Annotated in this window: 9 protein-coding genes; all 9 read left to right on the top strand. The window is 61.8% G+C overall.

Translation table 11 applies throughout. From position 1 onward, the window contains the following. Positions 1-5 precede the first annotated feature (5 nt). The 9 genes from nuoN to AC0JZ4_RS16840 all read left to right on the top strand — a co-directional run bounded on the left by nuoN (position 6) and on the right by AC0JZ4_RS16840 (position 13,670). The gene (gene nuoN, locus AC0JZ4_RS16880) at positions 6-1,448 is read left to right on the top strand and encodes an NADH-quinone oxidoreductase subunit NuoN (protein ID WP_471887477.1); all 1,443 of its coding nucleotides are present in this window, start codon (positions 6-8) and stop codon (positions 1,446-1,448) included. 2 nt (positions 1,449-1,450) lie between these two features. Next, positions 1,451-2,221, top strand: a complete 771-nt coding sequence (locus AC0JZ4_RS16875) for a biotin--[acetyl-CoA-carboxylase] ligase (RefSeq protein ID WP_471887476.1) — start codon at positions 1,451-1,453, stop codon at positions 2,219-2,221. 8 nt (positions 2,222-2,229) lie between these two features. Further along, entirely contained in the window at positions 2,230-3,900 is a 1,671-nt protein-coding gene (locus tag AC0JZ4_RS16870) for a ribonuclease J (RefSeq protein ID WP_471887475.1), read from the top strand. Positions 3,901-4,151: 251 nt separating this feature from the next. After that, positions 4,152-4,556 (top strand): methylmalonyl-CoA epimerase, encoded by a 405-nt coding sequence (gene mce / locus AC0JZ4_RS16865; protein WP_471887474.1) that lies wholly within the window; start codon positions 4,152-4,154, stop codon positions 4,554-4,556. A 124-nt stretch (positions 4,557-4,680) separates the two neighbouring features. Beyond that, positions 4,681-4,959 (top strand): DUF1467 family protein, encoded by a 279-nt coding sequence (locus AC0JZ4_RS16860; protein WP_471887473.1) that lies wholly within the window; start codon positions 4,681-4,683, stop codon positions 4,957-4,959. A 607-nt stretch (positions 4,960-5,566) separates the two neighbouring features. Further along, entirely contained in the window at positions 5,567-6,889 is a 1,323-nt protein-coding gene (proS, locus tag AC0JZ4_RS16855) for a proline--tRNA ligase (RefSeq protein ID WP_471887472.1), read from the top strand. An 86-nt stretch (positions 6,890-6,975) separates the two neighbouring features. Then, a complete protein-coding gene (locus AC0JZ4_RS16850) occupies positions 6,976-8,292 on the top strand; it encodes a lipoprotein-releasing ABC transporter permease subunit (RefSeq protein WP_471887471.1) in 1,317 nt (438 codons plus the stop codon). 15 nt (positions 8,293-8,307) lie between these two features. Beyond that, the gene (locus tag AC0JZ4_RS16845) at positions 8,308-8,994 is read left to right on the top strand and encodes an ABC transporter ATP-binding protein (RefSeq protein WP_471887470.1); all 687 of its coding nucleotides are present in this window, start codon (positions 8,308-8,310) and stop codon (positions 8,992-8,994) included. Between the two features lie 428 nt (positions 8,995-9,422). Beyond that, positions 9,423-13,670 carry a beta strand repeat-containing protein gene (locus AC0JZ4_RS16840; RefSeq protein ID WP_471887469.1) on the top strand — a complete coding sequence of 1,416 codons (4,248 nt, stop codon included), beginning with the start codon at positions 9,423-9,425 and terminating at the stop codon, positions 13,668-13,670. The last annotated feature ends 121 nt before the right edge of the window (positions 13,671-13,791 follow it).

Raw genomic sequence — 13,791 nt, 5'->3', positions numbered from 1 at the left:
TGGCTATGACCCCTGAACTACTTTCCCTCAGCCTGCAGCTGGCAATGCCGGAAGTGATCCTTGCCGTGGGCGCGCTGGCGCTGCTCATGGTCGGCGTCTTTACCGGCAAGAACTCGGCAATGCTCGTGACCATTCTGTCGATCGCGCTCGTTGCGGTCGCCGGCCTCTGGCTCATCTTCTTCACCGGCGAAGGCGAAGGCTTCAACGGCGCCTTCCTGCTCGATCCGTTCGGCCGCTTCATGAAGCTGCTGGCACTCACCGGCTCGATCGTCGCCATGGTCATGACCCTGTCGAGCGCCCGCTCGCAGAAGCTCGACCAGTTCGAATACCCGGTTCTGCTGGTGCTCGCGACGCTCGGCATGATGGTGCTGATCTCCGCCAACGACCTGATCGCGCTCTATATGGGCCTCGAACTCATGTCGCTGTCGCTCTATGTCGTCGCCGCCTTCAACCGCGACAGCCTGCGCTCGACCGAGGCGGGCCTCAAGTATTTCGTTCTCGGCGCCCTGTCGTCCGGCATGATGCTTTACGGCATGTCGCTGATCTACGGCTTCACCGGCAATACCGGTTTCGACGAGATCGCCCGCGTTCTGACAGCCGAAGGCCGTCAGCTCGGCATCGTCTTCGGCATGGTCTTCGTGCTTGCCGGCGCCTGCTTCAAGATCTCCGCCGTGCCGTTCCACATGTGGACGCCGGACGTCTATGAAGGCGCACCGACCCCGGTCACGGCCTTCTTCGCCTCCGGCCCCAAGGTCGCCGCCATGGCAATCCTGGTGCGCATCGTCTCGGAAGCCTTCCTGCCGATCATCTCCGACTGGCGCCAGGTCATCGTCTTCGTCGCGATTGCCTCGATGCTGCTCGGCTCCTTTGCCGCGATCGGCCAGAAGAACATCAAGCGCCTGATGGCCTATTCCTCCATTGGTCACATGGGTTACGCGCTGGTCGGCCTTTCCGCCGGCACGGAGACGGGCGTCTCCGGCGTGGTGCTCTACATGACCATCTACATGATCATGACGCTTGGCGCTTTCGCCTGCATCATGGCGATGCAGCGCGAGGACGGCTCCTATGTCGAGAATGTTGATGATCTCGCTGGTCTCTTCTCCACCCGCCCGTTCATGGCGCTGGTGCTGACGGCACTGATGTTCTCGATGGCCGGCATCCCGCCGCTGGCAGGCTTTTTCGCAAAGTACTTCGTCTTTGTCGCAGCGATCGAGGCGAAGCTCTACGCGCTCGCCATCATCGGTGTTCTCTCCTCGGTCGTCGGTGCCTATTACTACCTGCGTATCGTCAAGCTGATGTGGTTCGATGAGGCCAAGGGCCAGTTCGCCCGCACCTCCGGCGAGCTTCGGCTGATCTTTGGCCTTTCCGGCCTGTTCGTTACGGCCTATGTTCTGATCGGCGGTCCGATCGGTACCGCTGCAACAGCAGCCGCAAGGTCCTTCTTCTGATTATGAACACGCATAACGGACGCCTCTCCATGGAGGCGTTCCGTCACGTCGCCTTCGACGATATCGGATCGACAAACAGTGAATGTCTCGCCCGCGCTCGCGCGGGCGATGCAGGTTTGTTGTGGGTGACCGCCACCCGCCAGACGGAAGGCCGCGGTCGCCGCGGGCGCGCCTGGACGTCTGAGCCGGGAAACCTTTATTCCTCCCTGCTGCTCATCGATCCGGCCCCTCTGGAAATGACGGCCTCGCTGCCGCTTGCCGTCGCGGTCGCCGTGCATGATGCGGTACGAGCGGTCCTGCCGCCGGGCGAGGCTGCGCTTCAGGTCAAATGGCCGAACGACATCCTCATCGACCGCAACAAGACATGCGGCATTCTGCTCGAGGCCGAAATGCTGCCGGATGGCCGGCGCGCCCTCGTCATCGGCATCGGCATCAATATCCGTCACATGCCCGACAACGCGCCCTATGGCGTCACGCGTCTCGCAGATCATGGCGCGGCTGTCTCGCCGGATGAGTTTTTCCCGCATCTTTTCAAATCTATGGCTGAGGTTCTGGAATCATGGAATGAAGGGCGCGGCACCGCCCGCATCGTGTCGCGCTGGCGTGAGCTTGCCTGCGGCATCGGCGAGCAGATTACCGTCAATTTCCCAGATCGTTCGATAAAGGGCATATTTGCCGGGATAGACGAAACAGGCCTCCTGCTTCTCGACCAGGGGGATGGACATCTGATGCCGATCGCGGCAGGAGATGTATTCTTTCACAAAACGGAATAAGAAGAAGAATGGCAAAGCAAGACGAACTGGTGTTTCTGCCGCTGGGCGGCGTGGGCGAGATCGGCATGAACCTCGCTCTTTACGGCTATGGGCCGGCTGAGAAGCGCCAGTGGATCATGGTCGATGCCGGTGTGACCTTTCCAGGCCCCGATCTCCCGGGCGTCGATCTGGTCCTTCCCGATATCCGTTTCCTCGCCAAACAGCGTAATAACCTGAAGGCGATCATCATCACCCACGCGCACGAGGACCACTACGGCGCGCTGAACGACCTGTGGCCCGGCCTCAACGTGCCGGTCTATGCCTCGCCGTTCACCGCCGGCATGCTGGAAGCCAAGCGCAAGTATGAAGGCACCCGCGCCGAAATCCCGATCACCATCTTCAAGGCGGGCGATCGTGTGAACATCGGCCCCTTCGAGGTTGAGGCCGTCGGCGTCAACCACTCGATCCCCGAGCCGATGTCGCTCGTCATCCGCACCCCGCTCGGCAATGTCGTGCATACCGGCGACTGGAAGATCGACGCCAAGCCGACGCTTGGACCGCTGACCGACGAGGACCGTTTCCGCGCCATCGGCGAAGAGGGCGTGCTGGCACTGATGTGCGACTCGACGAACGCCATGCGCGAAGGCGTCTCGCCGTCGGAAGAGGAAGTCTCCAAGGGCCTTCAGGACGTTATCGAGAAGGCCGAGGGCAGGGTCGCCGTTACCACCTTCTCCTCTAACGTCGGCCGTATCCGCTCGATCGCCGAAGCCGCGAACGCTGCCGGCCGTGAAGTCCTGCTGCTCGGTTCCTCGCTGAAGCGCGTCGTCAATGTTGCTCAGGATATCGGCATCATGGAAGGGCTCAAACCCTTCATCGCCGAGGACGAATACGGCTATATCCCGCGTGACAAGGTCGTCGTCATCCTCACCGGAAGCCAGGGCGAGCCGCGTGCGGCGCTGGCAAAGATCTCCCGCGACGAGATGCGCCATGTAGCGCTCACCAAGGGCGACACCGTCGTCTTCTCGTCGCGCACCATTCCCGGCAACGAGAAAGGCATTCTCGACATCAAGAATGCGCTGATCGAGCAGGGCGTCAACATCATCGGCGACGGTGATGCGCTCGTTCACGTCTCCGGCCACCCGCGCCGCAACGAGCTTCTGAAGATGTATGAGTGGACGAAGCCGCAGATCCTCGTTCCGGTTCACGGCGAGGCCGCTCATCTGACGGCACAGGCCGAACTCGGCGCATCCGCCGGCATCCAGACGATCCCGCGCGTGCGCAACGGCAACATATTGCGCCTTGCGCCTGGCCCGGCCGAAATCATCGACGATGCCCCGCATGGCCGCATCTTCAAGGACGGCAAGCTGATCGGCGATTTCGACGAGATGGCCATCGGCGACCGCCGCAAGCTGTCCTTTGCCGGCCATGTTTCGGTCAACGTGTTGCTCGACGCGCGCTTTGAATTCCTCGCCGACCCGGATCTGGTCGCCTACGGCCTGCCGGAATTCGACGATGAGGGCGAAGACATGGAAGACGGCCTTTACGACGCCGTCCTTGGCGCCGTCGAAAGCATTCCGCGCGCCCGCCGCAAGGATATCGATACGGTAAGGGAAGCGGTCCGCCGCGCAGTTCGTGCCGCCGCTAACCTGGCTTGGGGCAAGAAGCCGGTCGTGACGGTGTTCGTGACGCGTGTACAGTAAAGGCGGTGGGGATGGTTGGCTGAGGAGTGCCGACCGATCCCTCACTTGCGAGTTCGAACATTTAGCCTTCGGCTAAGATTTTGAAGCCGCTATCTCTCCCGCAGGGAGAGAGATTCTGGAGGGCGCGGCACCCTCGGCTTTCTACCTCTCCCCTTGTGGGAGAGGATACAAAATCAGGATCCTGGCCGAAGGCTAGGCCTCGGATTTGGTTGGTGAGGGAGATTTTGCCTCAACGGGGGGAGGGCATCACGATGATCGGCCGCGTCAACCACATCGCCATCGCAGTGCCGATCCTCGAAGAGGCGGCCGCGATCTATCGCGATACGCTGAGCGCCGACGTGTCCGCGCCGCAGGCGCTGCCCGAGCACGGTGTCACAGTCGTTTTCGTCACGCTTGCGAACACCAAGATCGAACTTCTCGAACCGCTCGGCCATGGCTCCCCGATTGCCGCCTTTCTGGAGCGTAACCCGTCAGGCGGTATTCACCACATCTGCCACGAGACTGCGGATATCGAAAAGGCGGCCGAGCAGCTGCGCGCATCCGGCGCGCGCATTCTCGGCGATGGCAAGCCGAAGATCGGTGCACATGGCAAGCCGGTCCTCTTCCTTCACCCGAAGGATTTCAACGGCACGCTGATCGAACTGGAGGAGGTCTAATGTCTGTCATGATCGTCAATGAAAACAGACGGTTTGCCGCTTTGGCGGAATCATTTTCGCAAGGCCGCTGTCGCCAAGGAATGAACAGGCTGGCCGGCCTGACGGACGGGCGAGGGAGCACCCCATGCCTTATCTGACGGTTGCCGCAATCTATTTCATTCTCTGGTGGACGGTTCTCTTCATCGTCCTGCCGCTCGGTTATCGCAGCCAGCATGAGGACGGCGAGATAACGCTCGGGACCGTGGAGAGCGCACCGGCAAGGTTTAGGGGAGGTCGGGTGATCCTGCTGACCACCGTGATTTCGGCGGCGATCTATCTGGCCTACCATCTCGCATCCGTCTACTTCGGATTCGGCATCGGAAGCATCCCCGATATAGTGCCGGATTTCGGCTCGACGTCTTAAGGCGCTACGGCATGTCTCCAGAAAGTGGTTGCCGGTTTCGGGATAAAGACATGCGCAAAAACAATGAGCTGAAGCACGGCGAGCGAATCTGAAAGATCGCGACGTGCTTTAGGGCTGGGCTGTCATCGGCTTGTCATCATGGTTGGCGATAGGAATGGACACCTTGCCCGTCTACAAGCCAAAAAAAAACAAGGCGTTTAAGCCTTGTTTTTCAGTTTCGCGTGATCCTCAACCGTTACCGGGGCAGCGACAAGCGCGCCTAAGATCTCATCCTCCCAAGACTTTACCGCGATTGGCAAGAATTTGAACTTCATGCCTGTTTTATGAGCTGAAACTAGCTCAATGGTTGGGCTTTGTCACCCACTTTTTTGCAAATTTGCGACACTTAAGCGAAAAAAATACTGTCGGCGGAAATGTCGCACCCCTCCGTTCATTAGCGAGGCGATTTCGCGCCATCCGTTTGTCGGGCGTTTGATTTCATCCACTAGCGTTTCAGAGATCGCGGGTTTCCTTGGGGGCAGGGAACCGGTATGAAGCCACGCAAATGGTCTTTAAATCGGCCGATTCCTGTTTGATGCGGAACGGTCAGTAACCCTCGGAAAACGCTATGCGCCTGTCCCGCTATTTCATGCCCATCCTGAAGGAAACCCCCAAGGAAGCGGAGATCGTTTCGCATCGCCTGATGCTGCGCACCGGCATGGTGCGCCAGCAGAGCCAGGGCATCTATTCCTGGCTGCCGCTCGGCAAGCGCGTTCTCGACAAGGTCAACAAGATCATCCGCGAGGAACAGGATCGTGCCGGCGCCATCGAGCTTCTGATGCCGACGCTGCAGTCCGCCGAACTCTGGCAGGAAAGCGGCCGTTACGAGGCCTATGGCAAGGAAATGTTGCGCATACAGGACCGCCAGGAGCGCCCGATGCTCTACGGCCCGACCAACGAGGAAATGGTCACGGATATCTTTCGGTCCTACGTCAAGTCCTACAAGAGCCTGCCGCTGAACCTCTACCACATCCAGCTGAAGTTCCGCGACGAGATCCGTCCGCGCTTCGGCACGATGCGTTCGCGCGAATTCCTGATGAAGGACGCCTATTCCTTCGACCTGACCAAGGACGAGGCCGTCCACTCCTATAACAAGATGTTCGCGGCCTACCTGCGCACCTTCGATCGTCTGGGCCTGCGCGCCATTCCGATGCGTGCCGACACCGGCCCGATCGGCGGCAACCACAGCCACGAGTTCATCATCCTGGCCGAGACCGGCGAATCGGAAGTCTTCTCGCATCGCGATTTCGTCAATTTCGACATTCCGGCCGCCGACGTCGATTTCGACGACGTTGCCGGCATGCAGGCGATCTTCGACAAGTGGACCTCCGTCTACGCCGCAACGTCCGAAATGCACGATGAAGCCGCATTCGATGCGATCCCGGAAGGCGATCGCCTGTCGGCACGCGGTATCGAAGTCGGCCACATCTTCTATTTCGGAACCAAGTATTCCGAGCCGATGGGTGCCAAGGTGCAGGGACCGGACGGCAAGGAACACCTTGTCCACATGGGATCCTACGGCATCGGCCCGACCCGCCTCGTTCCCGCCATCATCGAAGCCTCCCATGACGAGAACGGAATCATCTGGCCGGCCTCGGTCGCACCGTTCGATGTCGTGGTGATCAACATGAAGCCGGGTGACGAAGCCTGCGACCGCCTGTCGGAAAATCTCTATGCCTCGCTCGGCAATGCCGGCAAGGACGTGCTTTACGACGACACCGATGACCGTGCCGGCACGAAGTTCGCCACCGCCGATCTGATCGGCGTACCGGTTCAGATCATCGTCGGTCCGCGTTCTGCCGCCGTCGGCGAAGTCGAGGTCAAGGACCGCAAGACCGGTGCCCGCGAGGTCATGACCCTCGAGGCCGCACTGAACCGCATCACCGGCTGACGGCAATTGCCGTTCCGGTTCTAACTATCGGGTGAGGAACGGGCCTGCTGGCCTGCGTCTCACTCACAAAACGAGGAAAAGCGTGAATGGCGAGCGTCGCGGCTGGTGGTGAGAAGGAAAAGGCGGAGAAGGCTCCAAAGGCCCCGCGCGCCGGAGCCTTTTCGAGCTTCGAGCGCATGGTCGCCTGGCGCTACCTTCGCTCGCGCCGCAAGGAAGCCTTCATTTCGGTCATCGCCGGCTTTTCCTTCATCGGCATCATGCTCGGCGTTGCGACGCTGATCATCGTGATGGCCGTGATGAACGGCTTTCGTACCGAACTCATTTCCCGCATTCTCGGCATCAACGGCCATATGATCGTCCAACCGATCGACACGCCGCTCAATGATTACGCCGAGTTGACCAGGCGATTTGCCGAAGTGCCGGGCGTTCGCATGGCGCTGCCGCTCGTCGAGGGCCAGACGCTTGCCTCAGGCCGTGGCGGTGCTGGCTCCGGTGCACTGGTGCGCGGCGTGCGCGCCGAGGATCTCGAAAAGCTCACCGAGGTCTCCAGCAATGTGAAGCAGGGCGATATCGTCGGCTTTGCCTCGGGGCAGGGCGTTCTGGTCGGGTCGAGGCTCGCAGCCCAGTTAGGTCTGAACGCCGGCGACCAGATCACGCTGATCTCGCCGGAGGGCGACGTGACGCCGATGGGCGTCAATCCGCGCGTCAAGTCCTACCCGGTCTCGGGGATCTTTGAGATCGGCATGTCGGAATATGACGCGTCGATGATCTACATGCCGCTGGAAGAATCGCAGCTCTATTTCAATGCCGAAGGCATCGTCCAGTCGATCGAACTGTTCATCAACGATCCGGAGGCGGTCGACAGCCTGAGGCCGCTGATCGAACAGGCCGCCGGCCGGCAGATCTTCATCACCGACTGGCGCCAGCGCAACCAGACCTTCTTCTCCGCCCTTCAGGTGGAGCGAAACGTCATGTTCATGATCCTGACGCTGATCGTGCTTGTCGCGGCCTTGAACATCATTTCCGGCCTGATCATGCTGGTGAAGGACAAGGGATCGGATATCGCCATTCTGCGCACGATGGGCGCAAGCTCCGGCTCTATCATGCGGATCTTCTTCATGACGGGGGCGGCGATCGGCGTGGTCGGCACGCTGGCAGGCGTCGCGCTCGGCGTTCTCGTCTGCCTCAATATCGAATCGATCCGGCAGTTCTTTTCCTGGATTTCGGGCACCGTCCTGTTCAACCCGGAACTCTATTTCCTGAGCGAGCTGCCGGCCGAAATGAGCGTCAGCGAAACCGTGTCGGTCGTCACCATGGCGCTGACACTCTCCTTCATCGCCACCATCTTCCCGGCGTGGCGGGCCTCCAGGCTCGATCCCGTCCAGGCGCTTCGCTACGAATAGGATCGCATAACCCTCATGGCACCTCGTAAATCCGTCTTGAAGCTCTCGGGCGTCGAACGTCATTATGGCCAGGGAGAAACGACCCTTTCGATCCTGAAAGGCGCCGATTTCGAACTGCGAAGCGGCGAGATCGTCGCACTCGTGGCGCCATCCGGCACGGGCAAGTCGACGCTCCTTCATCTGGCCGGCCTGCTCGAACATCCCGATGCCGGCGACGTTTCGATCGGCGGTCGGTCATGCAACGATCTGCCGGACGAGGAGCGCACCGCGATCCGCCGTTCCGAGATCGGTTTCGTCTATCAGTTCCACCATCTTCTGCCGGAATTCTCCGCCATCGAGAACATCATGATGCCGCAGCTGATCGGCGGCCTGACGAAGAACGAGGCGAAGGAGAGGGCGGCACAGCTTCTCGACTACATGCGCATCGGCCACCGCGCCGAGCATCGCCCTTCGGAACTTTCCGGTGGCGAGCAGCAGCGTGTGGCGATTGCCCGCGCGGTTGCCAATGCCCCGCGCGTCCTGCTTGCCGACGAACCGACCGGCAATCTCGATCCGAATACCGCATCCTATGTCTTCGATGCGCTCGAGGCGCTTGTGCGCCAGTCGGGCCTTGCGGCGTTGATCGCCACCCACAACCACGAACTCGCAGCCCGCATGGACCGCCGTGTCACCATCGAAGGCGGCCAGGTCGTCGAGTTCTGATCGCTTAACATCACCTGCCGATCATCGAAGAAACGAGCACAGCCGCTTGTGCCCGAAACGGCTGTGCCGCGCCGGTTTTCATCACGTTGCCACCGCGATCGGTGGGGGGCACCTGAAGCGCCATCGACCTTGCATGCGCAGGCTGCACGCCGCCGATGATGCCCTCCTTTCGCCTCTCCTCACTCATGCCCTCTGCGTGGTTTTTGTCGCGGTGACGTGACAGCCTCAGGCAAGCTAGGACACGTAGAGGTCGTGGCAATCCAGCAGTAGGGGCGGGTGATTCAATCAGCCGGTTTGGTCAGGGTAAGGCAACCGGCGAGACTGCGAGTGGCAACAGGGTGAGAGCGGATCATTATCCCCGGTCTTTTCCTCTTCGTTCTCCGCGGTGATTGAGCGCTGCCTCCCGTTTTGAAGGTCGAGGCTTATCGATGTCCACCGTTTCCGGTCTCACGGTCACCCAGATCCGCAGTCTTCCCGTTTCGGCGGTTGCCGCATGGACCGCAGAAGATGCCGCATCGCTGAATTCCGCCCAGGTCGGAGCGCTCAATTCCCGCCAGATCGGGGCATTGTCCGAAGATGCTGTCTCGACGCTGTCCACCACCCAGATCCGCTCCATAGCGCCGCGATCGATCGTCGGCTTGACGCTTGACCAGTTGACGGTCCTGTCCACCGACCGCATTTCGAGCCTCGGCACGTCGCAAGTCGCGGCCCTCACGGCAAGCCAGCTGACTGGTCTTTCGGTCGAGCAGACCGAAGCGTTCAAGCCGGAGCAGATCGCGATGATGAGCTCGACGCAGATCGCTGCCTTGAGCGCCGAGGACCTTGCCGCGTTCTCGCCTGCCGATATAGCAGCGATCAAGCCTGCTTCCATGCGCGGCCTCACCGCAGAAAAATTCGCCGGCCTGTCGCCGGAACAGGTCGCGGCGATGAAGCCCGCCCAGTTCGCCGCCCTGAAAGCCGACCAGATAGCAGCCTTCACGGCCGTTCAGATAGCAGCGGTAAAGCCGGAACAGCTCGGCGCGATGACCGCCACCCAGGTGGCAGCCATCAAGGTCGATATGCTTTCGCAACTATCCGGCGCGCAGGTCGCCGGTTTCGGCGCAAGGGGTATCGCAGGCCTGACGGCAACCCAGCTTACGGCGATGTCTACGACTCAGATCGATGCCTTTACGGCAACCCAGCTCGGAGCACTGAGCTCCAAGCAGCTTGGAGGTCTCACCGCCGATCAGGTCGCGGTATTCACGCCGACCGATATCGCCGCCTTGAGCTCTCGGTCGCTGTCGGGAATTTCAGCCGATGTCATGGCATCATTGTCGGGAACGCAGGTTGCCGCATTCACCAATACCCAGATTGCGGCGCTGAAAGCGACCCAGCTTGGCGCGGTCACGCCGGCTCAGGTGGTGTCGCTGACGCCGTTGCAGATCGGGGCGATGACATCGACCCAGATCGCCACCTTGTCGCCCGATGCGATCTCTGCCTTTTCGACGGCGCAGGTCGCAGCAATCGCGGGCAGGGCCATTCCCGGCCTGACAGCCACCCAGCTGGCGGCCATGAGCGTCACCCAGACCGAGGCCTTCACCACCTCCCAGGCCGGTGCCTTCACCACCCGCCAGATGGCTGCCCTCAGTGCCGAGCAATTCGTCAGTTTCTCCGCCGCCGATATCGCGGCCATTCCCGCCTCCGCTTTCTCCAGCGTTCCCGTAGAGAATATTGCGGCGATGAATAGCGAACAGGCCGCAGCCTTGCTGTCGGCCCAGATTACCGCCTTGAAGGCACCGCAAGTGGCGGCCTTCACCGCCACCCAGCTCAGCGCCATGTCGGCCCCGCAGATCCGTGCCTTCACCGGCACCCAGGTTGCGGCCATTCCGGTTGCCAATATTGCGGCTCTGTCGACCGAACAGGTGGCGGCGCTGAACACGCGTGCGGTCAGCGGTCTGACGGTCGAGCAGATGGCAGCCTTCGACCAGATGCAGCTCGATGCGCTGACGACCGCGCAGATCGGTGCGTTGAGTTCGCGCCATCTCGGCGCCATTTCAGCCGAAAAGCTGGAGAATTTCGCGCCGGCGAAGATTGCCGCAATCACCCCCAGCGCACTCAGCGGTTTGCCCGCTGCCGCAATCGGCGCACTGAGCGGCGAGCAGGTGGCGGCTTTGACCTCCGCCCAGATCGCCGTTCTGAAGGTCGACCAGGTTGCCGCGTTGAATCCGGTGCAGGTCGAAGCCTTGTCGACGGCACAGATCCGGGCGCTTTCCGCCGCTCAGGTCGGCGTTTTAACCGTCGAAAGCGTTTCTGCGCTCTCCAACGATCAGCTGGCCGCAATCACGCCCAAAGCCCTGTCCGGCTTGACGGCGGCACAGATTGCCGCGCTGCGGCCGGATAGCATCGGTGCGCTTACGCCTTCGCAGGTCGCGGGTTTCACCTCGACGCAACTCGGCGCCTTCAGCGCCGAGCAGCTGGCAACCTTCTCTCCGGCGAATATTGCCGCAATCACCTCGACGGCGCTCTCCGGCCTGCCGACTCAGCTGGTTGCAGCGCTTGGCCAGGAGCAGGTGGCGGCCTTGACCGCGGCCCAGATAACCGCCTTGACGCCTTCCCAGGTCGGCGCTTTGACATCGACTCAATTGTCGGCCCTGACCCCGACCCAGATCAGATCCCTTTCCGCCAACCAGGTTGTGGCGATACCGACCGCGCAGCTTGCCGTATTCTCCTCCGAGCAGATGGCGGCGCTCAGCAGCAAGGCGATCGCAGCCCTGACCAACGAGCAACTGACCGGGCTGACCTCCGGGCAGGTCGAGGCTCTGACGGCGACCCAGATTGCCGGCATGACCGCGACCCAGATCGCGGCTCTCAAGCCGTCCGACATCGCCCTGTTCTCCGATGAGGAGATGGGCGCGATCAGCGCCGGCGCGATCTCCGGCCTGCCGGTCGAGATCATCTCCTCGCTGTCCACGGCGCAGGTCGCCATCCTGAAAAAGACGCAGGTTGCGGCATTGACGCCGACCCAGGTCGCAGCGCTCGGCCCATCCCAGCTTCAGGTTCTAACGCCCGACCAGATGAGCGGCATGACGGGCGAACAGGTTGCGGCTCTCTCGCCCGCCAACCTTGCAGGACTGTCTCCCGCCCAGTTCGCTGCGCTGCCGGCGAAAACCATCTCCGGACTGACGGCTGACCAGATCGCCGCCATGTCACCCGCCCAGATCGACAGCCTTTCCGCCGCGCAGATCGGCGGCCTCGGCGCCAGCCAGGTCGCAGCGCTGAGCGCAGCACAGCTCGCGACATTCTCCGGCGAGGATCTCGGCCTCTTGTCCGCGGCGGCGCTCGCCGGCCTCACGCCCGACAACGTCGTCAACCTGACGACGGATCAGCTTGCCTCTCTCAAGCCGGCGCAGATCGTCGGCATGCAGCCCGCCCAGATCGCAGCCCTGTCCGCCGGACAGATATCGAGCCTCTCCGCTGCCCAGCTGGCCATCCTTTCCGCCCCGCAGATTGCGGCATTGCCGCTTGATCGCCTTGCCGCCTTCTCCGCCGATCAGATCGCCGCCTTCGGACCGAAGACGATCGCCGCATTGACGCCCACCCAGGTTGCATCGCTGAGCACGGTGCAGCTCAACGCGCTCTCGGCCACCCAGCTGGCGGCCTTGACCGCAACGCAGGTCGGCGCGCTTCTGCCCGAACAGGTAGCGTCGCTTTCGGCGGAAAAGATCGCCGCGATAGGCACCGGCGCTCTGCCGGGGCTGAGCACCGACAATGTCGCGTCCTTGTCGCCGACGCAGTTGCCGGGCCTGACCGCGGCGCAGGTCGCGGCCTTGACGCCGGCCCAGGTCGGCGCGCTGACCGCCTCGCAGATCACGTCTCTGTCGACGGCCCAGATCGCCGCCCTGACCGCGACCCAGTTGCCGTCGCTGAGCGGCGCGGCCATATCGGCCCTCACCAACGAACAGGTCTCCGCCCTGGGTGCGAAGTCTATCGCCGCCCTGACGACCGATCAGATCTCGGTGCTTTCGCCCGCCCAGGTCGATGTCTTCTCCAGGGAGCAGATCGGAGCGCTGAGCGCCGCCCAGATCGGCGCGCTGAGCCCGGCACAGCTCGCAACCTTCTCCAGCACCGATGTCGCAGCGATCAACGTCAAGTCCTTCGGCGGGCTCTCGCCGGAAAGCTTTGCCGCGCTGGACTATGAACAGATGGCCGCCGTTACCAGAGAGCAGATGGCTGGCCTCACCTATTATCAGCTGAAAGCGCTGAGCGCCGATCAGGTGGCGGCGCTGACGCCGACCCAGATCGGCGCGTTCAACTCCATTCAGCTGGCTTCGCTCGGACCGGACCGGATCGCCGGTCTCTCGACAGACCAGATCGCGGCCATCAGCACCCAGGCAATAGCGGGCCTGACAGCCGACCAGATCGCGGCGATGACATCTATCCAGGCAGAGGCATTCACGCCGACGCAGGTGGCAAGCTTCACCGCCGGACAGATTGCCGCCTTCAGCAGCAGCAATCTCACCACATTCTCGACCTCCGACATTTCCTCGATCAGCACCGGTGCGATCGCCGGCCTGTCTCCCTCCGACATCATGAACCTCAAGCTGGAGCAGCTTCAGGCGCTCACCGCCGTCCAGTCTAACGCGATGAATGCCGAGCAGATCCAGGCCGTGATCGACGCATATGAGGCCTATGCGTGACGGTTTGAATTGCCACTGTTTCTGCGGTGGCATTAACCATGAGCGAAATATCGTGTTTCTTGTTTTGTTCTCCTGTTGACTTGCGCACAAAAAGAGAACAAATTAAAAACATAACGAACAC

It is taken from the genome of [Rhizobium] kunmingense, from assembly GCF_977018605.1.
Note: the sequence above shows the minus strand (reverse complement) of the source record. Positions and strands in the feature narration are given on the sequence as shown.